The following is a 24,023-nucleotide window of genomic DNA, read 5'->3' on the forward strand; positions in this document are numbered from 1 at the left end:
ACGGGGAGCGCGCGCTCAGAAGCTGAAGCGCACGCTGCCCTTGATGTTGCGCCCTGCGAGCGGGACGAAGTCCTTGGTGAAGCTGGCGTGGCGGCGGCCGGTGACATCGAAGATGTTCTCGGCCTGAAGCAGCAGGGTCACGTTGTTGTCGCCGCGGATCGGTCGCCAAGCGATCGAAGCATTGACGAAGGTAAACCCATCGGTCGGCGTTTCGAACGCGCTCACGCTGTCCTGGTCGTCGAACCACTGGACTTCGCCGCGGATGTTGAACTGTTCCCAGTCCGCCTCGAGCGCGCCGAGCAGGCTTAGCGGCGGGGTGCGCGGGACGGAGCTGCCGTCGTCGAGGTCGGCATCGACATATTCGACATGAAGGTCGGTCGTCAGGCGGAACGGCCCGCTATCGATCAACGGGAATTCGATCTCGCCTTCGAAGCCGGTGTAAGTCGCGCCCTGCTGGAGATAGACGAAGACGGGAAGTTCGTCCTCCTCAAGACCGGTGTCCTGCAAGTAGATGAAGTCGTCGAACCAGTTGCGATAGGCGGCGAGGCTGATCGTCGCCGGACCGATGCGTCCCCGAAGGTAAGCCTCGACGCCCCAGGCGCTTTCGACCGAGAGGTCGGGGTCGCCGATTTCGAAGGCCTGCGTGGCAATGTGCGGCCCGTTGGAAAGCAGCTCTTCCGCACTCGGCGCACGTTCGGCACGGCTGACATTGACGCCGAAGCGCAAGCCGCTCTCGGTCTCGCGCGACAGGCTGAGCGCCCCGGAGAACGTGTCGAACTTCCGCTCGATTCCGACGGTGGTCGACTCGATATCGGTCGTTTCGTACCGCCCCGCAACCTCGAGCTGGACCCCGCCGAGATCGAATTCCTGCAAGGTGAAGACCGCGAACTGCGTCGTGGTGTTCTTCGGCACGTAGGCCTCGGCGCCGAAAGCAACGAAGTCGCGCAGGTAGAATTGCACGCCGGTGTTGCCGCCCCAGCCGTTGCGGCGGGTCTGGGCGAGCTCGGCGCGGGCTTCGAAGCCCTGCACGTCGAAAACCGTACCGACCTCGTCGCCTTCGAATTCGGTGTGGGTGTAATCGCTGAAGCCGGCGCGGGTGATCAGGGTGTCGAAGAAGCCGTCGCCGAGGTCGAGCTCGCCGCGAAGATCGGCGCGAAACTGCCGCAGGTCGATGCTGACGATCTCTTCGCCCCCTTCCCCGCCCTCGCCTTCTTCCTCTTCGCCTTCCTCCCCTTCGCCGTGATGATGGCCGCCCTCGGGGTTGCCGGGCACGCCGTAACGGGTGTCGTACCAGCCGACGGCAAAGCCGAGATTGCTATCGCCCGAAAAAAAAGTCAGGCCGGCATTGGCAGTCCAGGTTTCGGTGGCCGAATTGGGGACGAAGCCGGTCTGGTTGGCGGCCTCGCGCATCTCGTCCGCTTCCTCGAATTCGCCTTCTTCCTCCTCCTCATCCGCATCGGCCAGCAGGTCCGCACGCAGGTCCGGCGCGATCTGGAAGCCGGCGATCTCGAGGTCGTTGGTGTTGCGATAGGAGCCATCGACGTGGAACACGAACATCGATCCGAGCGGAGCATCGAGGGACGCGCCGAATTCCCGCGTATCGAGCGCGGTGTCGCCGCGCACCAGGCCATCGATGTGGATTTTCTCGTCCGGTATGCGCCGCGGAATGCGCTTGTCGATGACGTTCACCGCGCCGCCGATCGCCGAGCTGCCGTACAGCAGAACGGCGGGGCCGCGCAGGATATCGATGCGCTCGGCGGTCAGTACATCGATCGTCACGGCGTGGTCGACCGAGGTGTTGGAGACATCGATCGCGCCGAGCCCGTCGATCAGGACGCGCACGCGCTCGCCCTGGAGGCCGCGCAGCACTGGTCGGGAAGAACCGGGCGCGAAGCCGGTCGAGGAGACGCCGGGGATCTTGACCAAGGTGTCACCGAGCGTACCGTCGAGCGAGCGCTGCAGTTCGAACCCTTCCAGCACCGAGGTTCCGGCCAGCACATCGAGCTGGGTCAATCCGGCAGCCGTCACCACGATCTCGGGCGGGAGATCGCGCGAACGGTTGTGAAAGTCGTCGTCTGCCTGCTGGCTTGCGCGCTGATCGTCGTCCGTCTCGTCTTGCGCCGCGAGCGGGGCGGCCGCGAAAGCGCTAGCCAGAGCGATGGCGGAAACGGCGGAACGCAGGGGGGAAGCGTTCGATGTCATCGTGTAAGGACCTCTTGGTTGCGATCACCGGGCCGTTAGCGCAGCGGAACTGGACCAGCGCGGAACCGGATGATACAGAATAACATTATTCGCCGCGCTCAAAGCATGTGCGCATGCGGATAGCAACCGGAAATCCGACGAAGGACTGTCGGTCCGGGATCAATGGCGATCATGAAGAAAATGGAGCGGGCGAGGCGATTCGAACGCCCGACCCCAACCTTGGCAAGGTTGTGCTCTACCCCTGAGCTACGCCCGCTCACTGGCGCTCACCGACATGCGTGATGTCGGTCGGGAGGCGCGCAGGTAGCAGCGCTCTTCACCCCCCGCAAGCGGAAAATGCGATTTCGCCCGGCCTTCGCATCGGCCCTTCAAAAATGGTCCTGAAAGCCCACATTGCACCTGCTACACCGCGCAGAGCGAATCCGGATGAAGGGGAAGTTTCTTGGCCAGCATGGGTCTCAATATCGACGAACAGAAAGCCGTCGACAAATTCCGCCAGCAGGTCGTCGAACCTTCGATGACGAAGCTGGTGGTGCTCGATTTCTGGGCCGAATGGTGCGGGCCTTGCAAGCAATTGACCCCCGTTCTCGAAAAGGTCGTCGGCGAGTATGCCGACAAGGGCGTGGTGCTGGAAAAGGTCAATGTCGACGAAGAGCAGTTCATCGCCAGCCAGTTCCAGGTTCGCTCTATCCCCACGGTCTATGCGATGTTCCAGGGCCAGCCGGTGGCCGACATGACCAGCGCGCGGACCGAGTCGCAAGTGAAGCAGATGCTCGACCAATTGCTCGAGAAACTGCCGATCAACGCTGATGGTGGTCCTGATGGTGCCCCCCAAGGTCCTTCCGAGGAAGAGATCAAGCAGTTCATCGCGATGGGCGAGCAGGCGCTGAGCGATGGCGATGCAGAGCGGGCTGTCGGCATCTTCCAGCAAGTGATCGAATTCGCGCCGACCAGTATCGAGGCGATGTCGGGCTATCTGCGCGCGCTGATCGAAGCAGGCCATGCCGAGCAGGCTGAGGCGATGCTGAAGGAAATGCCCGAAGACGTCGCCAAGGATCCGGCTATCGAGCGCGTCAAAGCGGCGCTGGAGCTGTCCGCCAACAAGGTCGATGACAGCGAACTGGCCGCACTCAAGGACAAAGCTGCAGGCGGCGACATGGACGCGCGCTATGCCTATGCCGAAGCGGCGTTCGCCGCCGGCCAGCGCGACGCGGCTGCCGACGAACTGCTGGCGATGATCGAGGCCGATCGCGAGTGGAACGATGGGGCCGCGCGCACGAAGCTGCTGCAAATTTTCGAAGCGGTCGGGCTGGAGGACGAGTGGGTCGTCGCCACCCGGCGGAAGTTGTCGAAAATTCTTTTCGGATGAGGTTGCTCCGGCACTCAAGGTCCGTTCGGGCTGAGCCTGTCGAAGCCCAGCCGCAACGCTTTGCCTGCCCTTCGACAGGCTCAGGGCGAACGGGCGTGGGGAAGAGAATCTGACTATGCGGCTTTCGATCTTCCCTCTCATTGGCGCGATCCTGTTTCCGGGATTGCAGCTGCCCCTACATATTTTCGAGCCGCGCTATCGCGCGCTGATCGGAGACGCACTGGCGCGGGACCGGAGGATCGCCATGATCCAGCCGCAGGAAGCGCGCGAGGGCGTGCCGCTTTACACCATCGGCTGCGTCGGCAAGATCGACGAGATCGAAGCGCTCGACGACGGGCGCTACAACCTGATTCTCAACGGCGAGAGCCGTTTCAGACTGGTCGAGGAACTCGATGTCAGCACGCCGTTCCGCCAGGTCGAGGCGGAGCTGATCGGAGAAGATGGCGACCAGGTGCTGAGCGCGGTCGAGCGCGCCGGATTCGAGCGAGAAGCGCGCCGTTTCGCGGATGCGCAGGGCTATGCCGTGGATTGGGACTCGGTGCAGAATCTCGACGACCGATCGCTCATCAACGGGGTCTCGCAGATTGCGCCGTTCGATCCGGCTTCCAAACAGGCGCTGCTCGAAGCGCCAGATCTGGCAGCGCGCTGCGAGCTGCTGATCCAGTTGATGTATTTCTTCGGCCGCCGCGACGGCGACGACGATCAGGTGACGCTGCAATAGGCTTAAAGATTGAAGCTGCCGCGAATGCCGTCGACCACATATTGTGTCGCCAGAGCAGCGAGCAGGACCCCGAGCAGCCGGGTGATGACCGCTTCGACCCGGTCGCCGAGCAAACGGATCAGCGGGCCGGCAGCTATCAAGGCCACCATAGTAATCAGCAATACCGCTCCCAGCGCGCCGAGGATCACCAGGGTCTGGTCGGTGCCTTCGGCTTCGTTCATCAACAGCATGACCGCCGCAATCGCGCCCGGCCCCGCCAGCATCGGCATGGCCATGGGGAAGACCGAGACATCTTCGACCTGAGGTGTCGAGGCGACTTTCACCGCGCGTTCCTCGCGCCGCTGGGTTCGCTTTTCGAATACCATTTCGAAGGCGATCCAGAACAGCATGAAACCGCCGGCGATGCGGAAGCTGTTGAGGTCGATATGCAGCGCGGCCAGCAATTGCTCGCCGAACAGCGCGAAGCCGAGCAGGATAATCCCTGCGATGATGGTCGCACGGATCGCCATATTGCGCGCCTGGCTCGGTGCGGCGTCCTTGGTCAGACCGGCATAGATGGGCGCGCAGCCCGGCGGATCGATCACCACGAAGAAGGTCACGAATGCCGAAATGAAGAGCTCGGTCACCTATTCCGCTCCGGAAGGAATGATGCGATCGTAGACGGTTACCGGCGCGCCGCCGCGAAGCAGCGTGACACTGATGGTTCGCTCGCGCGCCCCAGCTTCGCCGCGCAGTTCGAAATCGTAGGTCAGCGTGGCATCGCTGGAGATGCTGTTCCCGGAACCACCAAGTTTCGCCGCCGGCGGGGCGTCGCAATCGGCGACTTCGGTCTGAATGAAAGCGGGCTCTTGCGGCGGGGCATCGGTTTGCCAGCCGGCATCGAACACCCACCGGTACTCGCCGTCGGACTGGCGCCTCCACATCGCCACGAACTCGCCGCTCTCACCCTCGGGTGTCGTCAGCGCGCCATTGGTCACTGCCAGCGATCCGTCGCAGCTCGACCACACGCGGTAAGGCTCCCAATCGACCGCTACCGGGGGATCCTCCATGCCGCGCAGGAAATCGCGCGCCGGGATCGCACCAGTGCGGCCGAAGATCAGTGCGCCATCGGCCATTGTCCTGCGAAAGGCGGTCCATTGCCCCTCGTCCTTGGCCATGCGCGCAAAGCCCAGTTCGGCGGTCACAACCTTGCTCGGGTTCGCTGTCAGCGGAATGCGCGGGAAATCGCCCCGCTGCGGGCCCGAAGCACACGCAGCCAGAGCGCAGGCCAAGCCGAGAACGAGCGCGCGCATCAGATCGCATCTTCCGGCAGGTCGATCCCCTCATTGCGATGGGCCGCAACCAGCGTGTTCCTGAGCAGGACGGCGATCGTCATCGGGCCGACACCGCCGGGCACTGGCGTGATTGCAGCTGCGACCTCGCTCGCCCTGCCGAAGTCGACATCGCCGACGAGCCTCCCACGCTCCTTGCCCGGCTCGGGCGGAAGCCGGTTGATGCCGACATCGATCACCGTCGCGCCGTCCTTCAGCCATTCGGGTTTGACCATCTCAGCGCGGCCCACGGCAGCCACGACGATATCGGCGCGCTTGACGACCTCGGGCAGGTTCCTGGTCCGGCTGTGCGCGATGGTTACGGTGGCGTTGGCGTCGAGCAGAAGCTGCGCCATCGGCTTGCCGACGATATTGGAGCGCCCGATCACGACCGCTTCGAGACCCGAAAGGTCTCCTAGCCGGTCAGCCAACAGCATCATGCAGCCGAGCGGCGTGCAGGGCACGAACCCACGCTGGCCGACCGACAGCCGTCCGGCATTGATGACATGGAAACCGTCGACATCCTTGTCCGGACTGATCGCGGCGATGATCGATTGTTCGTCAAGATGGTCGGGCAAAGGGAGCTGGACGAGGATCCCGTCCACCGCCGGGTCACCGTTCAGTTTCTTCACGAGAGCCAGGAGGTCTTGCGCAGTCGTATCCGCAGGCAGCTTGTACTCGAAGCTCTCCATATTGGCCGCCAGCGTCGCCTTGCCCTTGTTGCGGACATAGACTTCGCTTGCCGGGTCTTCGCCGACGAGCACGACGGCGAGGCCGGGCTTGCGGCCGGCTGCGGCTTCGAATTTCTCGGCCAGCGCCCCGACGCGTTCACGCAGGCGTGCAGCGAAGGCTTTTCCGTCGATGATCTCTGCGGTCATTGCGCCGCAATGGCGACATTCGTCAGGACGATCAACATCACTTGCAGCACGATGATGAGGACAAGCGGGGAGAAATCGATCGCCCCCGTGCTCGGCATGATCCGCCGGATCGGCCCGAGTACAGGCTCGAGCACGGCATTGATCGACTGGTAGATCTGGACCACAAAAGCATTCGACTGGTTGATGACGTTGAATGCCAGCAGCAGGCCGATCACGAACTGGACGATGACCAGCATGACCAGCACATTGGTCACGAGCTCGACGATCTGGATCAGGGTATACAGAAACACGTGTGTTCAAACCTCTCGCACAGGCGGTGGGGCAGTCCTTATCCTTTGGCTAGCAGCCGCAGGGTGTATCAACAACATAATACGCATGGCGCGCCGGTTCAATCAACGGTTCAATCGTCGGCCCTGATCAGCGTTCCCGCGCCGCGCGCCGTAAAGAATTCCAGCAGCATTGCGTGCGGTACGCGGCCGTCGAGCACGACTGCCGCCTCGCAACCGGCCTCGACTGCGTGGACGCAGGTGTCGAGCTTGGGGATCATCCCGCCGGAGATCGTGCCGTCGTCCTTCAGCTTCGCAATCTGTGCGGGGGTCAGGTCGGTCAGCAGCCCGCCTTGCTTGTCGAGCACGCCCTTCACAGCGGTGAGCAGGAACAGCCTCGCGGCGCCCAGCGCCGCCGCGATCGCGCCCGCCATGGTGTCGGCATTGATGTTGTAGGTGTGGCCGTCCTCGCCCGCACCGATCGGCGCGACGACCGGAATCATCCCCGCGCTGACCGCGGTATCGAGGATCGTCGTATCGACATGGGTCGGTTCGCCGACGAAGCCGAGATCGAGTATCTGTTCGATCTGGCTCTCCGGATCGCGCGTCGTCCGCTCGAGCTTGGTCGCGGTCACCAGCGATCCGTCCTTGCCCGATACACCCATGGCCTTGCCGCCGGCCTGCGCGATCCAGCCGACCAGTTCCTTGTTGATCGCGCCCGACAGAACCATCTCCGCGACTTCGGCCGTCGCCTTGTCGGTCACGCGAAGCCCGTCGACGAAAGTGCTTTCGACGCCCAGGCGCTTCAGCATGGCGCCGATCTGCGGCCCGCCGCCATGCACCACCACCGGATTGATTCCGACAGCTTTCAGCAGGACGATATCCTCGGCGAACTCCCGTGCAGCCTTCGGATCGCCCATGGCGTGGCCGCCGTATTTGACCACGAAGGTGCGGCCGGCATAGCGCTGGAAATAGGGCAGCGCTTCGATCAGCACTTCGGCTTTCGCCAGTTCGGTTTTTTCCGTGGCAGTCATGGCAAAAGCGCCGCTCCCGTCAATTGCAGGAGCAGCGCCTAGCCTCTCTTCCGCTCACTGGGAAGTTCTTGCGTGCGGCGATTTACTCGGTCGCGGTGTCCGGGTCGGGGCCGGTCACGGTTTCGACGTCGTCGACATTGGCCGGGATATCACCCGCGCCATTGACCTGTTCGAGCGCTTCGTCGCTCGGCGGGGTGTCGAGGTCGGTCAGCATGCGCTCTTCGGCGGTCGCTTCGTCGACATCGCTGAGCGCGACTTCATCGGCATCGCCGGCCGGGTTCAGCAATACGCCTACCCCGACGACTGCGAGGACCGCGAGGAGCGCCACCCATAGCCACTTGGTCTTCGATCCGGTCGTTTGGGTCTGGTCGTTCATGGTCAAGTCTCCGTAATTCCGTGGGGTAAATGCCCCTTGAGAAAAACAACGACCTAACCCTCTTGCCGTTCCGATCTCAGTCGAGCGCAAAATTGCGAGTGCTCAGAATTTCATAGGCGCGATCGCGCGGGTCGATTGTTGCCAGCTTCGCATCACGTTCGCGCAGGATCGCTTCGATATCGGGTCGGCTGTATCGCAGCGCATGCGTCAGCCAGCGCCCGACCTTGTCGATACCTTTGTCGATGCCTGCATCGTCCAAGACGAGCCTGTCGAGCCGTGCGATGATCGCTTCGGCGGGCATCAGATATTCGTCGGTCACCCATTGATTGACCGCCATCCAGGTGGTCGGGAGGCCATCGCAGTCGAAGTTCAGACCGACCACGTGGACGACTTCGACAGCATCATCCTTCTCCGGGCGATGCAGCGGCTCGACCCCGACCAAAGCCGATAACGGCAAGAAAATGTGGAAGTGTCCGTGCTCGTTCGAACCACGCTGCTCAGGTGGATGCGCGTGATAGAACCAGCGTGCCGTGCTGTTTGGATCGATTGCATCGCCATTCGGATAGTGATCCCATTGGCGAAAGCCCGATGGTTCGGCGGGGAGGACGCGCTCGATCAACATCGCCCCCTCCGCCGCCATTTCCGCGCTGAGCGCCAGCAACGCCGCGCGCCCAGCCTCTCTCGAGGGTGCGTCAGCCAGCATCGTCGGCCATGGCTTCTTCTTCCATCGCATCACCTTCGGCTTTGTCCGCCCCGCATTTGGCAGCGCCACAGCCTTCACCTTTGTCTGCGCCGCATGCCCCACAGGCGCTGCAGCCGTAGGCCGAACAGGCCCCGCATGCTCCACAGATCGCGTCGCAGGCCGACAAGGCCGGAGCCGCCAGCGCGAGGCCGCCGGCAACCTTGAGGAAGTTCTTCAAGCTATCGTTCGCCATCACTCTCTCCTTGCTGAAGTGGTAGCTGCGGGTTCGCCATCTCCGGCCACGAGGTTACATCTGCCCACAGGAAATTGCGGCAGGCGAAGCCCAATCGACCGTCGCATGCCGTAGAATTCCTGCATGACCGTAGTTCGACCTCCGCAATTCGACCGCAGATGGCAGCGCAAGCGTCGCTGGGCCGCGCGATGGCGGCAATGGCGGCCGTGGCTGATCATCGTAGGTCTGGTCGCTCTCACACTGATACTCAGCGGCAAGCCGACCGCGCTCCGCGACCCGGTCGAAGTCGATCGCGCCTTCACCCTGTGCGGCGAAGGCAGCAGCGCTGCCTGCGTGATCGACGGCGACACGGTCGCGATCGGCCAGCGCCGCATCCGCCTCACCGGCTTCGATACGCCGGAGCTCGACGGTGCCTGCCCAGCCGAGGCCGCCAAGGCGCGCGAGGCCCGTACGGCGCTGCGCGATTGGCTGAACGAGGGCGCTTTCCTGCTCGGCGGCGGAAAGGATGCGCCGCGCGACCGATACGGCCGCGAGCTGCGCGATGCCTGGCGCCGGATCGAAGGCGACGAGGAATGGCTGGCGGAACGGATGATCGGGCAAGGCCTCGCCGCGGACGATAGCTGGAGCGGCAGCGCAGTGGATTGGTGCGCCTGACGCTTGGCTTGGCGCGCGTCCGGTGGCACGGTCGGCGGATGCGATATCCAATCCTGTTTCTGCCCTGCCTGACCTTCGCCGCCTGCGCCGACCCAGAGATCGCCGCCACACCGGCACAGTCCGAGCACGACCTCTTCTTCGCGGCGTTGGCCAGCCATTGCGGCGAGGCCTATGCGGGCGAACTGGTCAGCACGGACGAAGCCGACGCCGACTTTCGCGGGGCCGACATGGTCATGCACGTCCGCGAATGTGACGAGAGCGAAATCAGGGTCCCGTTCCACGTCCAGCGCGCCGACGGCAGCTGGGATCGTTCGCGCACCTGGGTCTTTACCCGTACCGACGGCGGCCTGCGGCTCAAGCACGATCATCGCCATGACGACGGGGAGCCCGATGCCGTGACCATGTATGGCGGGGACACGGTGGATGCGGGGACCGCGCGGAGCCAGGGCTTCCCGGTCGATGCGGAAAGCATCGCCCTGTTCGAACGCGAGGGGCTCGATGCCTCGGTGACTAATGTCTGGACCGTCGAAGTCGATCCCGCGGGCAGCGAGGATGCCGAATTCGCCTACCAGTTGCAGCGCACGGTCGCAGGCGGTGCGCCGGCGGACCGCTTCTTCCGCGTCGCGTTCGACCTCACCAGACCGGTCGAGCCGCCGCCCACCCCGTGGGGAGCAGCCCCGCCGTCCTGATCCCCGCTACACCCTGAGCCCATTTGGGCGCGGGCGCTCGCGGCGCTGCAAGTTCATGCCGGACCGGGTTTAGTACACCACGCTGTCGGAGCCGCGCGCGCCTGTCCGCGGCCTGCGACTAACATTTGGACACCGCGCAAGTTCTCAAGTAAAAGCGAAGAAAAACGGGCGCGATCCTCTGCAGCGAAGAGCGCAGTATTCACTCTGTGGGAGGAATGCCGTATGGACGAACGTCCAGAGACTTCAGACGACAGTTCGCCGCACGATCGCCGCGACAGTGATCGGCGTGGGGGCGACCGGCGCAGTGACGACCGGCGCGGAGACGACCGGCGCGACGGCGACCGGCGCGACGGCGACCGGCGCAAACCGACGCGCGATGGCGAAACGCCCTATACCGGCCCCGAACGCCGCAAGCACGAACGGCGCAGCGGAATCGACCGGCGCGATTGATCCGGGCTGGAGGGGAACGCTTCATTCGCGCGGATAAAGCTGCTGGCATGCTGGTGGCGAAACCGACCTTCGGCCAGCGCCGTGTCTTCGGACCCGCCTCCATGGCTCCATGGCGCGTTCATCCTTTCCCTTGAGCCGCCTCCGGCCGCACTATCCCCCTTTGAAAAGGGGGAGGAAACATAAAAAAGGAAACTGCAGCGAACGCCTTGGAGAGAATGATTGCCTATTGCGATGAGCGGTTCACGCATTTCAGGAACCTTGGGCGATGGTACTATCGCTGGTCCTATGTGCTCTCGATCATCGCCGTTATCGCCAGTGTTTCGGCGGGTGTGCTGGCGATCTGGGATTTTGCATCGAAAGAGATCATCGGCACGATCGCGCTGACGCCAGCCCTGATGGCGACGATCGCGAGCCAGCTCAAACTGGTCGAGAAATCCAACTGGTTCTACATGGGCGCGCGCCGCTTTCGCGCCTTCGCGCGCACCATGCGCGTCGAGGCCGTGGGGGGCGTGCCCATCAACAAGGTCGAGGAATACGCCAGGCTGCTCAACGACTATGAAGTCGGTGCGCAACAGCAATGGACCGACCAGCTGAACTTCCAGTTCGACACTGCGCAGGACGGGGGCAGGTAGTCACCGCATTCCGGAGCAGCGCAAAACCTGCCGCTCCGGCGTCCATCAATCGCGCCGCGCGGTGACGGTCACGGGGACGGGGTGATGGAATGGAGGGATGCGGGGGCGGGTGTTCGCAGCTTGGTGGGCGCAGCGGGTGGCAATGGAACGCGCTTCATACGCGAGGATGAGGCAATTTTTGGGCGCGTAGGGAAGTCTATAAGTTGTTAAAAAGCCAGCCCATGGCGATGCCTATAAACGGTGACACGGCAAGTATGACCCACGGCCAACGAGATTTGCGCAATTTCGGATCCGTGGAGAACGACAGTCCGCGATCAGACCACCAAAGTGACCTGAGTTTGCGCGGCGCACGAAAATCCGGGCGTTCAATCTTGGGCATGGGGTCGACGATAATGCGACGGCTGGCGATGTTTGCGCAACCGCGAATTCCACAGGTGCCGCCTCTAGGGTTCCGGCTCTCATCCCTTACCTTCCAGCAAGCGGGAGTGGTAGCGACTTGATCCGGGCCTAATCGCAGCGGGGTGGTCTTCCCGGGCGCAACACTAAGAGGCAATCTTGCCAAGTGCCCACCTGGAATCCCCGCAACACCAAGCGCGCCCGCAAACTGCGCAACACGGCCACCCCGGCAGAACAACGCCTGTGGCAACACCTCTCGCGATCACAGCCGGGCGCAAAGTTCAGCCGCCAGATGCCGGTCGGCCCATGGTATGCCGACTTCCTCTGCCGCGAACTCAAGCTGGTGATCGAACTCGACGGCTTCAGCCACGACGTCCAGCCCGACCGCGACGAGCGGCGCGATGCGGACCTGCGCGAGCTGGGCTATCACGTGCTCCACTTCACCAATGCCGATGTGATGAACAACACCGAAGGCGTAGTGATCGCCATCCAGCGAAAGATCGCAGATCTGCGTGGTTTGAAATAGAAGGCACAACCAATTTCCCACCCGCCTGCGGAAGGGAAGCGAGACGTTGTGCTTGAGCGCTTAGTCGCAGCAGGGTGGGCAAATCCAGACAGCAGAGGCTCCGCGCCCACCCCTAACCGCTGGCCTATGACCGTCTCCGCTTCGCTCCGACTCCCCGCAAGCGGGAGTGGAATCATGTTGCGCCGCCCAGTCCCCTCCCGCTTGCGGGAGGGGCAGCGAGACTTAGCGACCCCGGACTTGATCCGGGCGAGCTTAGTCGCAGCGGGGTGGGCTGTGGCGCTGAAGGGAGTTGCGCATGCCGTCACGGGAGCTCCGCGACTATCTACGAGCGGAACACAAGCCAAAACACGAGCAGCGCACCCTGCCCGACGGCGATCAGGAAGAGGCGGTTCGAGAAGGGCTGCTTGCGGGTCTTGTGTCGGAACAGCGCGCGGCCTGCATAGGCACCGGGCGTGCCGCCGAGCAGCGCGAAGGCCAGCAAGTCCGCCTCCGACGTGCGCCGCCGCCCCCCTTCCGCCCGCGCCTTGTCTATCCCGAACGCCGCAAAGGCGACGAAGTTGATCGCGATCAGGTAGTAGGTGATGGTCTCGGGGGTGAGGTAGTCCAATGTGAGCGACTCATCGAGGGAATTGCGGGCGGTCGGTGCCGTTCCCGGACTCCCTATGAAACAAAGGGATATTATCGCCTTACCTGATCCATCATCAGTCCTTTAAGATATCTGTTATTGCAGGGGTAGGTCGCTTCTTGAGGGCCTTTCGCACATTCTTGCCTACCTCCTGCGCATCTGAGCCAGCTTTCGTCGAAGTGACCTCGTCGATCAGATCCGCTTGGATCATCGAAATTTTGTAGTCCGATTTGACGATCAACCACAAAGAAATGAGGACGCTTAAATTTATCGATATTTGGAACCATATGATAACAAATGGCGCCACCTTAGACGTGTCACTATAAACTGCATGGAAGAATATGTTTGACATTAGGGCTAGTAGAAATGTCGAGAATGCGGCAATGTACGACTTAACAAGCATTCTAAAGGCTGACGTCGCTCTAATAGCCTGTGATTGAGACACCCTCTCATACGGTATCGCTGGGAAGCCTCGCGCCAACCTAATGAAGACTGCCGCCAGTAGTACCCCTAGGAGGATTGGAAGCGAACCGCTGAGCTTAAGGGTTATCTCGCTGGCGCTAGATGAGAAGGCTATCCCTCCCCCTGCAGCGGCGAGAAAGTACCCGAAGAAATACCTCATTCAACGACAATCTTCTTATCTTCGACCCAGCGAACATATTCACTGACCAGAGTGTCAGTGGCGTGATCAAAATCGATGAGAATGTTTTTTTCTTCAGCGACGTCAAACGGGCGCTTCGCACCCAAAATTACACCGCCATCTTTGATCTCGCCATCCTTCCCTGCAATCCCCACTATTCCGTCGTCCATATCGGCAAGCTCCGTCACAACATCTTGGAGCGCCTCCTTTACCTTCTTGTCGCGTGGGCCTGCGACAGACCATTGAACGTCAGCCACCAAGCGGTTCTTATCTCCCATGGAGTCCATCAGCTTCTCGAAGGACTCTGCTGGAACGACGGCCTGCACGACGGCCTCCGCTTTACTCCATGCCACCGTCCTAGCTCCAATTCTGGTCTTAACTTCTTTGCCTACATTCAAGGCAACTCCCTTGGAATTGGAAGAACTACCACGAATTCTGAATTTGGAAACGCGCCCGATGTCATCGCCGGTTTCCGCTCTGTCCAGCACCGCGCTCAAGGCAATCGACCTGCCCACCAACTTTTGGAGCAGCCATTCAAAGAACAGCTCTACATCGCGCTTGCGGAACCCTTTTACATTTACGAACAATAGATGATCGTGGCGCACGAAAAAGTAGCAGAGACCTTGGATGAAATCTTGTTTTTCACCAGCCTCCTGTTCCATGAGTTCGAACAGCGTTGCTAGCGTATTCGTCGTCAGCTGCTTTTGCTGTTCATTCCTCCTAAGCACAGGCTGGAGCAAGCCGGGTACAACCTCGCAGATTATCCCTGCCATGCCGTCAGTTACGTCGGCGAACTCGTTTAGGAGCAGCTCTCGCCCTTCTTGCCCAAGTATCATGACACGCTCGGTTGGCGCCTCCGACAGCTTTTGATTGCCGTTGACCGCCTTGTTCAAGCATTCACGTAGAGCGGCCTCGAAGGAACCTTCGCCGGAGACTGCAGAATGACGATAATTGATCGGAAGATATTTGGTAGCCATCATCCAAGTATAGACAAGGACTAGTTCTAAGCAACTAACATCACTCCGCCGCCACACTCCCGGCGCTGCCACCTTCGTCCCCAAACATATCCGGCCCGTCGTCCACCGCCTCTTCCTCGTTCGCGGCCTTGCCGGCGCCGTGGCGCTTGTCGAAGGTGCTCCACACATCCTGCCAGTTGCCCTTGGTCGCGCCCTTGGAATATTCGGTGGCGCGCTGTTCGAAGAAGTTGGCGTGTTCGACGCCGTTCAGGAGCGGGGCGAGCCAGGGGAGCGGGTGGTCGTCGACCATGTAGATCGGCTGCAGGCCGAGCTGGCCGAGCCGCCAGTCGGCGATGTAGCGGATGTATTTCTTGATTTCCTTCGGCGTCATCCCGGAAACCGGACCCATTTCGAAGGCGAGGTCGATGAAGTTGTCTTCCAGCCGCACCGACTTCTGGCAGATGTCGATGATGTCTTCCTTCACCGCCTTGGTGTAGCAATCGCGCTCGCGCACGAATTCGTGGAACAGCCGCACGATGCCTTCGCAGTGCAGGCTCTCGTCGCGGACCGACCAGCTGACGATCTGGCCCATGCCCTTCATCTTGTTGAAGCGCGGGAAGTTCATCAGCATGGCGAAGCTGGCGAACAGCTGCATGCCTTCGGTGAAGCCGCCGAACACCGCCAGCGTGCGCGCGATATCCTCGTCCGTGTCCACGCCGAACAGCTGGAGGTAATCGTGCTTGTCCTTCATCTCCTCGTATTCGAGGAAGGCGGAATATTCGCTTTCGGGCATGCCGATCGTGTCGAGCAGGTGGCTGTAGGCCGCGATGTGCACCGTCTCCATGTTGGAGAAAGCGGTCAGCATCATCTTGATCTCGGTCGGCTTGAACACGCGGCCGTATTTGTCGTGGTAGCAATCCTGCACTTCGACATCGGCCTGGGTGAAGAAACGGAAGATCTGCGTGAGCAGGTTGCGCTCGTGCTCGGTGATCTTCTGCGCCCAGTCGCGGCAGTCTTCGCCCAGCGGCACTTCTTCGGGCATCCAGTGGATCTGCTGCTGGCGTTTCCAGAAGTCGTAGGCCCACGGATATTCGAAGGGCTTGTAGGTCTTACGGGCTTCAAGAAGGGACATGGACGTTTCCTCGGCTGGTGTGCAGCAAATCAATATGTGGTGGAGAGCTAGTCAGTCTTACGGGCTTCTAGCAACGACATCTTGTGGTTCTCCGGTTGGGCGTGAACTTTGGAGCATATGAATCAGAACGCTGATTCGATAGCAAGCCCGGTCCAAAGTCCGGGGCTTATCCACGCCTTTGGCGGCGACCCGAGGGGGCTGGCGCGGCAGGCTGTGGAACGATCATGGTTCTCCCTTCGTTCTCTACACGAATATCCACAGGAGAACCAGACATGACTCGCGACAAGAACCAGTACGAACCGGGCGACAGCCGCCGCGTGACACTGACCAAGAGCGATCTCGATATCGAGCCCACGCGCACCGGCCCGCTCGAAGATGAAGCGCGTGAACTGGCCGACGATCGGCAGACCGCGAAGCGCCGCGAGCCGACGGCGGAAGAGCTGCGCACCGGCGGGTAAACGGAGCCGGTGAGGCGCGCTTCCACGAACCGTTGCTGAGCATCGGCGAGCCGAGGAACGATTGCCCCTCCCCAACCGTTGGTTCAGTGTAACCCATTCAGAGAAAAGGAAATTCTACCGATATGTTTGAGAAGATGCGCATCAAGGAACACATGGAAGTCGTCAACGCGGAAGGTCTTCATGTCGGCACCGTCGACAAGATCCAGGACGACAACATCAAGCTGACGAAGTCGGACAGCATGGACGATATGCACCACTTCCTGTCGCTGGACGATGTCGAGAAGCTCGACGACAACCGCGTCTACCTCAAGAAGGACGCGCGCATTCCGGCAGGCTTGGGCAACAAGGCCACCGAAACCGCGTAAACCGACGACAGTTGGGGCCGCCGCCTTGCGAGAGGTACGGCGGCATACTCCGGCGCTGCTCCCCGTCATCGCACGGGTCGAGCCGCCGGGGTTTTTCGTGCCCGGTCCCGAAGCGGCGCAGGTGCGGGCCGATGCGCAGCGCTAGGTCAGCATCGCCAGCACGATCGTTGCCAGCGTCGCGACGACCGGTACGATCACAGTCACTACCCCGACTTCCTTATAGGCCTGCTTGTGGGTCAGCTGCGTGATGGTCAACATCGCGATCACCGCGCCGCAGTGCGGCAGGCTGTCGAAGCCGCCGCTCGCCATGGCCACCAGCCGGTGAAGTTCCTCGGGCGACACGCCCTGCGCGAGGTAGGGATCGGCGAGTGTCGCCATGAATATCTGCAACCCGCCCGACGAGGATCCGGTGATGCCGCTCACCGTGCTGGCCGCCGCGAACATCGAGAGCTCGGGCGGCAGCGCGGACCCGACCACCAGGTCGGTAAAGGCGGCGAAGCCCTGCGTCTGCGCCACCACACCGCCGAAGCCGATCACGGCCGCCGTCGCCATCAGCGGCATGATCGCATCCTGCGTGCCCAGCCCCATGGTCTGCAGCGGGGCGCGGCGCACCGCCGGAAACAGTGCGATGGCGACAAGGCTCGCCAGGATCAGCGCGATCGACGGCCACAGCACCGGTTGGCTGTTGGCGAAAGCAATGATGGCCGAACCCTCGCCCGCGCCGGCCATGTCGGCGAGGCGCGGGGCGAGGATCGTCGCGATCACCAACGCAAGCGGCAGGATCGCGAGCGCCCAGTGGGGCACGTCCTGTTCGATTGTCGCGAAGTCGGGGATGATGTCGCGCGGGCCGGGCTCGAACCCCTCACCGGCAGCCTGCGCCTTCACGCGTTCGCGTTCCAGATAGGCCATGCCCATTGCGAGCATCAACGCCCCGCCGAACAGGCCGAGCAACGGGCCGGCGAACAGGTCGGTCCCGAGTTTCAGCGTCGGAATGACATTGTGGATCGAGGGCGTCCCGGGCAGCGCGGTGAGCGTGAAGGTCCCCGCCCCCAGCGCCAGCGCCCCGCAGAACAGCCGCTTGGGAATGTCGGCTTCCTTCAGCAGGCGCAGCCCGAGCGGATACATCGCAAAGATGACCACGAACACGACCACCCCGCCATAGGTCAGCAAAGCGCAAGCCAGCACGGTGATCCACAGCGCCCGGTGCGCGCCGAGCCTGCGCACCAGCGCCATGGCGATGCTGGTGGCGGCGTGGCTGTCCCCCATGATCTTGCCGAACACCGCCCCCGCCGCGAACAGCAGGAAGAAGCGCCCGGCAAAGGTGAACGCTCCGAGTTCGCCGATGGTGAAGGTCTGCATCAGGCTTTCGGCGAAGGGCAGGCCGTTGGTGACGATCACCACCAGCGCACAGAGCACGGCGGCGAAGATGATATTCACATCGCGCAGCGCCAGCCAGATCAACAGCGCCAACCCGGCCAGCAGGCCGATCATCCCCAGCATCACCATTCTCCCCCCGGTCGCGCGGGCGCAATCGCTCGCCTGCGTGGCACGTTTAGCCGAGCAATGCCACCATCGCCCACCATCCGAACACGGCGGCAACGGCGTAGCCAAGCCACGAGAAGCCGCGGGCGATAATGGGCCGCTTGCGGCTGGCCCCCTTGCTGCCGAGCACGTAGCCGAGAAAGGCCCCCATTGCTGCGACGAAAAGATAGAAAAGCTCAGGCATGAGGTTGGGACGCGCCCTCCGTCGCGCGATCAGTCACCTTTTGCCCTTGGCGCTCTTCGAACCGAAAAAACTGCCGCCGCCAAGCACGGTTATTCCGAGGAAGAAGCCGAAATCGTACCAGCCCCCGCGATTGGGCACGGCGTAGACGGCGATGTCCGGATCGAACAGCGAGCCGATCCATGCCCACGGGAAGACGAAGCCGTGCCACAGGCCCCACCAGAAACCGGGGCTGCCAGCGGTCTTGGTTACGCCCGCGTCGATTTGCGAAGCGCAGGCGGTGAGGAGCAGGGTGGCGACCGCCAGGCCAACGACCCTCACCCTATCGCACCTTCGGTGCTCTTTCCCTCTCCCACCGGGAGAGGGAGGGGCCCGGCGCGAAGCGTGGGGAGGGTGAGGATCGCTTGGCATGATCGCTTCCACCAATGGCTTGCCTGATAGTCTCCAATACGCCGTCGATGTTGGCAAGGATGTCGTTGTTCCAGAAGCGCAGGACCGTGAAGCCTTGCTCTTCAAGGAAACGGGTGCGGGCAATCTCGACAGGGCTGCCTGGATCATGCTGGCCACCATCGGCCTCGATTATGAGCCTGTGCCGATAACTCAGGAAGTCGGCGCAGTAGGGCGGGACCGGAGACTGACGCCGAAACTTGGCGTTCGGAAACGCCTTGCGCAGTTTCAGCCAAAGCAGCTTTTCCGCATCCGTCATATCGCGTCGCAGCTTGCGCGCGCGATCGACGATGCCGGAATGACCGCGACTGTACTGCCTCACACCCTCACCCTTTCACGCCTGCGGCGCTCTTTCCCTCTCCCACCGGGAGAGGGAGGGGCCCGGCGCGCAGCGCTGGGAGGGTGAGGGTCAAAAGCGGCAGCCTACTGGCAGCTCAGGCATTCTTCGTAGTCGGTCTCTTCACCCGCCTGCGCGCTCAGTTCGAATTGCGCTGCATCCTTAGTGTTGTCCGCCTCGACACCGCCGGCAAAGCCCGCGCGCTGCACGCTCTTGGAACGGAGGTAATAGAGCGACTTGATGCCTTTCTCCCACGCCTGGAAGTGCAGCATCATCAAATCCCACTTGTCGACATCGGCCGGGATGAACAGGTTCAGCGACTGGGCCTGGTCGATATAGGGCGCGCGGTCGGCGGCGAATTCGAGCAGGTAGCGCTGGTCGATCTCGAAGCTGGTCTTGAAGACCGCCTTTTCTTCCGGCGTCAGGAAATCAAGATGCGCGACCGAGCCGCCGCGCTCGAGGATCGAGTTCCACACCGCCGTCGAATCCTTGCTCTTCTTCTTGAGCAATTTCTCGAGATACGGGTTCTTGACGATGAAGGAGCCCGACAGCGTCTTGTGGGTGTAGATATTGGCCGGGATCGGCTCGATGCAGGCGCTGGTGCCGCCGCAGATAATGCTGATCGACGCGGTCGGCGCGATCGCCATCTTGCAGCTGAAGCGCTCCATCGCGCCCATTTCCTCTGCATCGGGGCACGGCCCGCGTTCCTTGGCGAGCAGCATCGAGGCCTCGTTGGCCTTGGCATGGATCTGCTTGAACATCTTGTCGTTCCAGGCCTTCGCCATCGGCCCTTCGAGCGGCAGGTTCTTCGACTGCAGGAAGGAGTGGAAGCCCATCACCCCCATGCCGACGCTGCGTTCGCGGCTGGCGGAATATTTCGCCCGCGCCATCTCGTCGGGCGCGCGGTCGATATAGTCCTGCAGGACATTGTCGAGGAAGCGCATGACATCCTCGATGAAGTCCTTCTCGCCGTTCCACTCGTCCCACTTCTCGAGGTTGAGCGAGGACAGGCAGCACACCGCCGTGCGGTCGTTGCCGAGATGGTCGACCCCGGTCGGCAGAGTGATTTCCGAACACAGGTTGGAGGTCGAGACCTTGAGGCCGAGATCGCGGTGATGCTTGGGCATCATGCGGTTCACGGTGTCGGCGAAGACGATATAGGGCTCGCCGGTCGCCAGGCGGGTCTCGACCAGCTTCTGGAACAGGCTGCGCGCATCGACGGTGCCGCGCACGCTGCCGTCCTTGGGCGATTTGAGATCGAACTCGGCGCCTTCGCGCACGGCTTCCATGAATGCGTCGGTGATCAGCACGCCGTGGTGCAGGTTCAGCGCCTTGCGGTTGAAGTCACCCGAGGGTTTGCGGATTTCGAGGAATTCCTCGATCTCCGGGTGGTGGATGTCGATATAGCAGGCCGCCGAGCCGCGCCGCAGCGAACCCTGCGAAATCGCCAGCGTGAGCGAATCCATCACGCGCACGAAGGGGATGATGCCGCTGGTCTTGCCGTTGAGGCCGACCGGCTCGCCGATGCCGCGGACATTGCCCCAATAGGTGCCGATGCCGCCGCCCTTGGAAGCGAGCCAGACATTCTCGTTCCAAGTGCCGACGATCCCGTCGAGGCTGTCGGAGACCGAGTTGAGGTAGCAGGAAATCGGCAGGCCGCGATTGGTGCCGCCATTGGACAGCACCGGGGTCGCCGGCATGAACCACAGGCGCGAGATGTAGTCGTAGAGCCGCTGCGCATGCTCCTGGTCGTCGGCATAGGCATCCGCGACGCGCGCGAACAGGTCCTGGAACTTTTCGCCCGGCAGCAGGTAGCGATCGATCAGCGTTTCCTTGCCGAATTCGGTCAGGTTCACATCGCGCGATTCGTCGATTTCGATGGTAAAACGGCGATCGTTCACTTTCTTGCTGTCGTCGACAGGCTTGGCGGCGGCCTTCGCCGCTTCCGCCAGCGCACCGGCAGCGGCATCCGCGACCAGTTCTGCCGAGCCTGCATCCTGCTTGTCCATAGCGACCGCCTTTTCCTTGCTCTTGGCGTCTTTCCCGACGGCCTTTTCCGGAGCGTCCGTCATCTCGGAAGTGTCCAGCGCGTCTGCGCCCATGGCCGTATCGTCCCCTGCCTTGAAGTCCATTCTCTCGCCCCGTCCTCTCAATCGGAAAGGCGACTCGCGAGCCGCCCTTTGTTCCACATTCGTTCCGCTGCGTCGAGAGGATTGATGGGCGCACCTGCACCTGCTCTCCCGTCATAGCGCGGTCGCAGTCCTGCTGGGTTTTGCTATCCCCCGACTGTCCCCGGACCGCCCGCAGCCTTGTCCCCCGATCCCTTGGTTTGCCGACTCCTCGCCCCTGCGCGGAAATCCGCGTCGGCGGGCCAGATCAACTAGGTTTTGGGGTCCGCGACCTAAGCGAACCACTAGATACTGAATCAGACGCGACTCATGCGCAAGAGGGTAAATGTCGATTTAAGACCCTGCGGACAGCTTGCGGCACGGTGTATTACCCTCCTCATACGCAGCGACGCGTGGAGAAAGCTTGAGTCGCGCACTCCGCAAGCCCCAAAATCAATCTGTGAAGAAAAATATGGTGATTGAATCATTCGAATCGAAGCGCGAATCAAAGTGCGCTCTGCGCGCAACTTTTGAATCCTGTGCCCGCCGATTTGTGCCTGGAGGTCGGGCGGAATGCAAAAGGGCGGGCCGCGCTGACGCGTGGCCCGCCCCCTACACTTATTGAACGCAGGTCGCCCTGCGGACGTTTATTCCAGTTCGTCGGCGCGTTCGTTGATGGCGTCGGCGGCATTGTCGCCGATGTCGTCGACTTCTTCGGCCCGGGCGTTGAGCCGGTCTTCCATCGCATCGTTCGGCGCTTCGTCGGCGCGCTCTTCCAGCGCCTCGGCACGCTCGTCACCCATATCCTCGACCGCGTCGGCCCGTTCTTCCATCATGTCGCCGGCCTCTTCCCGCGCGCTGTCGGGACCGCAAGCGGTCACGAACATCATGGCTGGAATGGCGGCGATTGCTGCAAACTTTTTCATGTCACTCCCCAGTTGAAACGGCCGGTATGGCCGGGACATACAAGAGTAACGTATTCAATTTGCAGCGGTTCCGATTATCCTGTGCCGGCCTTCGCGTGCGCGGCAATTTCGGCGGCCAAGTCTTCGACCAGTTCCAGCGGCAGGTCGTGGCCCCATCCCGGGATCGTCTTGATCTTGGCCCCGGGTATATGCGCGGCGGTGTCGCGGCCGCCCTCGACCGGGACCAGCGGGTCGTCCTCGCCGTGCAGCACGAGCGTGGGCGCAGTGATGCTCTTCAACATCTCGCGCCGGTCGCCATCGGCGACAATCGCGGACAGGTGCCGCGTCGGACCTTCGGGATAGACGCTGCGCCTCACGCCCTCGCGGACCCGCTCGCGCAGCCGCTCTTCCTCGGCCGGATAGCCGGGGCTGCCGATCGCCCGGGACAGCTTGATCCCGTGCTCGACCAGCACCTCTTCCTCGAGCGACTTGGGCCGCGTGATCAGGGTCTGGATCGCTTCCTTCTTCGCGGGCGGGAGCTTGGGATTGCCGGTGGTCGAGAAAATCGAGGTCAGCGTCTTGGTCTTGTCCGGATGGCGAGCGGCGACATGCTGCGCGATCATGCCGCCCATGCTGCCGCCGACTACATGCGCCTGTCCGATCCCGAGCGCATCGAGCACGCCGGCGCTGTCGTCGGCCATATCGGCAAGGGTATAGGGCACTTTCGGCGTGAAGCCGAGCTTGCCGAGGATCGTCAGCTTGAGCAGGCCCGGAGCCTTCACGCCGTCGAATTTTTGGCTGAGGCCGACGTCGCGGTTGTCGTGCCGGATGACGCGGAAGCCGTGCCCGGTGAGCGCTTCGACCAGCTCCATCGGCCACAGCGTCATCTGCGCGCCGAAACCCATGATCAGCAGGATCGGCTCGGCATCTTTCGGCCCATGATCGTCGTAGTGGATGGTGATTCCGTTGGCTGTGACCTCTGGCATGGCCGCGTGTTCTCCCCGAATGCAGTGTTGCAAGGTTGAATGGCCGATGTGGTCTCAGGGGGCAAGATGCCGCGCGAACAAGCGTCGCCGCCTCGGCGCGGATGAAGGCGCTGGGGCGGCGATGCCGGGGATCGGACGCGACCAACCGTTACTTGCGCGTCCGTTGGGTTGTGGGTGCCTAGCGGCCGAGCGCAATCACGCCGCGTTCACCGCCACCGCGCGCGAGGCGGGTGCGCTCGAGATAGGCGAGCTTCTGCTCCAGCTTGTCATGCTGCGCCGTGTTCTCGGCGAAGATGATGTTGGCTTGGAACACCTGGCCCGCGGCGAATTGGGTCGGCGCTTCGTCGAACTGGCTCAACCGGCGTACGGCCCAGCGCGCGGCGCGATCGGTCGCGACCGAGCCCGAGCTGCGATAGGTCGTCATGTCGGACGGGCGGCCATCGGCATCGAGCGTGAAACGGACCTGCACGATTCCGCTATCGGGATTGTGCTTGGCCCAACGCTCGGCCAGCACGAGGTTGCGGCCGAGATCGCGGCCGACATCGGCGCGCCATTCCTGCATGGCGCCGGAGGGGGAGACGACAATGTCTTCCTGCGCGGAACCGGCGATGGCGGGGGTGACGGCAGCGGCGCCCAAAGCAAGTGTGAGGGGCGCTAGGGCGATGGGGGCCAGAACGGCGGGGGTCTTGATAAGGGTCTTCATCGTGATCATCCTCTCGTATTTCGTGGATGATCGGCCATGCGTGACCAGCTGAAGCGTCAACCTCGTTTCGAGCGCAGTCCCTAACTCTTCGCGCCAGAACAATATGGTCGATCGGACGCGGCGACCGGGGGTGAGCACCGCGTCCTGACAAGGGGGATGGACCTGTCCGGCGAGTCGCAGCAATCGCGCTTCTATAGGCG

At 62.6% G+C, this 24,023-nt stretch carries 30 protein-coding genes and 1 tRNA gene; 9 read left to right on the forward strand and 22 right to left on the reverse strand.

The genetic code is table 11. From position 1 onward, the window contains the following. Positions 1–15 precede the first annotated feature (15 nt). Both EL2594_RS11325 and EL2594_RS11330 read right to left on the reverse strand, forming a co-directional pair. Entirely contained in the window at positions 16–2,202 is a 2,187-nt protein-coding gene (locus EL2594_RS11325; protein WP_011415216.1) for a TonB-dependent receptor, read from the reverse strand. 181 nt (positions 2,203–2,383) lie between these two features. Continuing rightward, positions 2,384–2,458 (reverse strand) — tRNA-Gly (locus EL2594_RS11330). Positions 2,459–2,653: 195 nt separating this feature from the next. Here EL2594_RS11330 and EL2594_RS11335 point away from each other — a divergent pair. Continuing rightward, positions 2,654–3,571, forward strand: coding sequence for a tetratricopeptide repeat protein (locus EL2594_RS11335; RefSeq protein WP_011415217.1), 918 nt, complete (start codon positions 2,654–2,656; stop codon positions 3,569–3,571). 115 nt (positions 3,572–3,686) lie between these two features. Continuing rightward, positions 3,687–4,292, forward strand: a complete 606-nt coding sequence (locus tag EL2594_RS11340; RefSeq protein ID WP_011415218.1) for an LON peptidase substrate-binding domain-containing protein — start codon at positions 3,687–3,689, stop codon at positions 4,290–4,292. A gap of 2 nt (positions 4,293–4,294) precedes the next feature. Here EL2594_RS11340 and EL2594_RS11345 read toward each other — a convergent pair whose 3' ends face one another. The 8 genes from EL2594_RS11345 to EL2594_RS11380 all read right to left on the reverse strand — a co-directional run bounded on the left by EL2594_RS11345 (position 4,295) and on the right by EL2594_RS11380 (position 9,091). Further along, entirely contained in the window at positions 4,295–4,918 is a 624-nt protein-coding gene (locus EL2594_RS11345; RefSeq protein ID WP_011415219.1) for a MarC family protein, read from the reverse strand. After that, positions 4,919–5,584 carry a hypothetical protein gene (locus EL2594_RS11350; RefSeq protein WP_011415220.1) on the reverse strand — a complete coding sequence of 222 codons (666 nt, stop codon included), beginning with the start codon at positions 5,582–5,584 and terminating at the stop codon, positions 4,919–4,921. Beyond that, positions 5,584–6,480 (reverse strand): bifunctional methylenetetrahydrofolate dehydrogenase/methenyltetrahydrofolate cyclohydrolase FolD, encoded by an 897-nt coding sequence (gene folD / locus EL2594_RS11355; RefSeq protein ID WP_011415221.1) that lies wholly within the window; start codon positions 6,478–6,480, stop codon positions 5,584–5,586. The genes EL2594_RS11350 and folD overlap by 1 nt, the downstream gene beginning before the upstream one ends. Further along, the gene (locus tag EL2594_RS11360; protein WP_011415222.1) at positions 6,477–6,770 is read right to left on the reverse strand and encodes a YggT family protein; all 294 of its coding nucleotides are present in this window, start codon (positions 6,768–6,770) and stop codon (positions 6,477–6,479) included. Before EL2594_RS11360 ends, folD begins: the two co-directional genes overlap by 4 nt. A 110-nt stretch (positions 6,771–6,880) precedes the next feature. Further along, positions 6,881–7,780: an acetylglutamate kinase gene (argB, locus tag EL2594_RS11365; protein WP_011415223.1), complete on the reverse strand. Its 900-nt coding sequence runs from the start codon at positions 7,778–7,780 to the stop codon at positions 6,881–6,883. An 82-nt stretch (positions 7,781–7,862) separates the two neighbouring features. Beyond that, entirely contained in the window at positions 7,863–8,156 is a 294-nt protein-coding gene (locus tag EL2594_RS11370) for a hypothetical protein (protein ID WP_011415224.1), read from the reverse strand. Between the two features lie 76 nt (positions 8,157–8,232). Further along, positions 8,233–8,859, reverse strand: coding sequence for a DUF6969 family protein (locus EL2594_RS11375; RefSeq protein ID WP_155806047.1), 627 nt, complete (start codon positions 8,857–8,859; stop codon positions 8,233–8,235). Next, positions 8,849–9,091, reverse strand: a complete 243-nt coding sequence (locus EL2594_RS11380; RefSeq protein ID WP_011415226.1) for a hypothetical protein — start codon at positions 9,089–9,091, stop codon at positions 8,849–8,851. Before EL2594_RS11380 ends, EL2594_RS11375 begins: the two co-directional genes overlap by 11 nt. 123 nt (positions 9,092–9,214) lie before the next feature. Between EL2594_RS11380 and EL2594_RS11385 the strand changes: the two genes are divergently transcribed. From EL2594_RS11385 to EL2594_RS11405, 5 genes are all read left to right on the forward strand, one after another. Beyond that, on the forward strand, positions 9,215–9,745 hold the full coding sequence (locus EL2594_RS11385; RefSeq protein ID WP_011415227.1) for a thermonuclease family protein: 531 nt from the start codon (positions 9,215–9,217) through the stop codon (positions 9,743–9,745). A 38-nt stretch (positions 9,746–9,783) separates the two neighbouring features. Continuing rightward, positions 9,784–10,434, forward strand: coding sequence for a hypothetical protein (locus EL2594_RS11390; protein WP_011415228.1), 651 nt, complete (start codon positions 9,784–9,786; stop codon positions 10,432–10,434). A 222-nt stretch (positions 10,435–10,656) separates the two neighbouring features. Then, a complete protein-coding gene (locus EL2594_RS15535; protein WP_011415229.1) occupies positions 10,657–10,884 on the forward strand; it encodes a hypothetical protein in 228 nt (75 codons plus the stop codon). A gap of 215 nt (positions 10,885–11,099) precedes the next feature. Further along, complete coding sequence (locus tag EL2594_RS11400) at positions 11,100–11,516, forward strand: hypothetical protein (RefSeq protein WP_011415230.1); 417 nt, start codon at positions 11,100–11,102, stop codon at positions 11,514–11,516. A 562-nt stretch (positions 11,517–12,078) separates the two neighbouring features. Then, positions 12,079–12,438, forward strand: coding sequence for an endonuclease domain-containing protein (locus EL2594_RS11405; protein ID WP_011415231.1), 360 nt, complete (start codon positions 12,079–12,081; stop codon positions 12,436–12,438). 322 nt (positions 12,439–12,760) lie between these two features. Here EL2594_RS11405 and EL2594_RS11410 read toward each other — a convergent pair whose 3' ends face one another. The 4 genes from EL2594_RS11410 to EL2594_RS11425 all read right to left on the reverse strand — a co-directional run bounded on the left by EL2594_RS11410 (position 12,761) and on the right by EL2594_RS11425 (position 15,791). Then, complete coding sequence (locus EL2594_RS11410; protein ID WP_011415232.1) at positions 12,761–13,045, reverse strand: DUF1294 domain-containing protein; 285 nt, start codon at positions 13,043–13,045, stop codon at positions 12,761–12,763. A 94-nt stretch (positions 13,046–13,139) separates the two neighbouring features. Further along, a complete protein-coding gene (locus EL2594_RS11415; protein WP_011415233.1) occupies positions 13,140–13,685 on the reverse strand; it encodes a hypothetical protein in 546 nt (181 codons plus the stop codon). Then, a complete protein-coding gene (locus EL2594_RS11420) occupies positions 13,682–14,680 on the reverse strand; it encodes a hypothetical protein (protein WP_155806048.1) in 999 nt (332 codons plus the stop codon). Before EL2594_RS11420 ends, EL2594_RS11415 begins: the two co-directional genes overlap by 4 nt. 40 nt (positions 14,681–14,720) lie before the next feature. Continuing rightward, positions 14,721–15,791: a ribonucleotide-diphosphate reductase subunit beta gene (locus EL2594_RS11425; RefSeq protein ID WP_011415235.1), complete on the reverse strand. Its 1,071-nt coding sequence runs from the start codon at positions 15,789–15,791 to the stop codon at positions 14,721–14,723. Between the two features lie 272 nt (positions 15,792–16,063). On the opposite strand from EL2594_RS11425, the gene EL2594_RS11430 reads away from it, so the two are divergent. Together EL2594_RS11430 and EL2594_RS11435 are read left to right on the forward strand one after the other, a co-directional pair. After that, on the forward strand, positions 16,064–16,249 hold the full coding sequence (locus EL2594_RS11430; RefSeq protein ID WP_011415236.1) for a hypothetical protein: 186 nt from the start codon (positions 16,064–16,066) through the stop codon (positions 16,247–16,249). A 122-nt stretch (positions 16,250–16,371) separates the two neighbouring features. After that, a complete protein-coding gene (locus EL2594_RS11435) occupies positions 16,372–16,614 on the forward strand; it encodes a DUF2171 domain-containing protein (protein ID WP_011415237.1) in 243 nt (80 codons plus the stop codon). A gap of 141 nt (positions 16,615–16,755) precedes the next feature. Here EL2594_RS11435 and EL2594_RS11440 read toward each other — a convergent pair whose 3' ends face one another. The 8 genes from EL2594_RS11440 to EL2594_RS11470 form a co-directional block, all read right to left on the reverse strand. Further along, entirely contained in the window at positions 16,756–18,114 is a 1,359-nt protein-coding gene (locus EL2594_RS11440; protein ID WP_041686040.1) for a GntP family permease, read from the reverse strand. 52 nt (positions 18,115–18,166) lie between these two features. After that, the gene (locus tag EL2594_RS15380) at positions 18,167–18,340 is read right to left on the reverse strand and encodes a hypothetical protein (protein ID WP_011415239.1); all 174 of its coding nucleotides are present in this window, start codon (positions 18,338–18,340) and stop codon (positions 18,167–18,169) included. A 33-nt stretch (positions 18,341–18,373) separates the two neighbouring features. Then, positions 18,374–18,658 (reverse strand): hypothetical protein, encoded by a 285-nt coding sequence (locus EL2594_RS11445; protein WP_011415240.1) that lies wholly within the window; start codon positions 18,656–18,658, stop codon positions 18,374–18,376. Position 18,659: 1 nt separating this feature from the next. After that, positions 18,660–19,106 (reverse strand): endonuclease domain-containing protein, encoded by a 447-nt coding sequence (locus tag EL2594_RS15185; protein ID WP_011415241.1) that lies wholly within the window; start codon positions 19,104–19,106, stop codon positions 18,660–18,662. 101 nt (positions 19,107–19,207) lie between these two features. Next, positions 19,208–21,253 (reverse strand): ribonucleoside-diphosphate reductase subunit alpha, encoded by a 2,046-nt coding sequence (locus tag EL2594_RS11455; RefSeq protein ID WP_011415242.1) that lies wholly within the window; start codon positions 21,251–21,253, stop codon positions 19,208–19,210. 623 nt (positions 21,254–21,876) lie between these two features. Beyond that, positions 21,877–22,155 (reverse strand): hypothetical protein, encoded by a 279-nt coding sequence (locus EL2594_RS11460; protein WP_011415243.1) that lies wholly within the window; start codon positions 22,153–22,155, stop codon positions 21,877–21,879. A 74-nt stretch (positions 22,156–22,229) separates the two neighbouring features. Next, positions 22,230–23,120 carry an alpha/beta fold hydrolase gene (locus EL2594_RS11465; protein ID WP_011415244.1) on the reverse strand — a complete coding sequence of 297 codons (891 nt, stop codon included), beginning with the start codon at positions 23,118–23,120 and terminating at the stop codon, positions 22,230–22,232. Between the two features lie 178 nt (positions 23,121–23,298). Continuing rightward, entirely contained in the window at positions 23,299–23,823 is a 525-nt protein-coding gene (locus EL2594_RS11470; RefSeq protein ID WP_196793197.1) for an energy transducer TonB family protein, read from the reverse strand. Positions 23,824–24,023: the final 200 nt, after the last annotated feature.

This window comes from Erythrobacter litoralis HTCC2594 (genome assembly GCF_000013005.1).
Classification (GTDB): domain Bacteria; phylum Pseudomonadota; class Alphaproteobacteria; order Sphingomonadales; family Sphingomonadaceae; genus Parerythrobacter; species Parerythrobacter litoralis_A.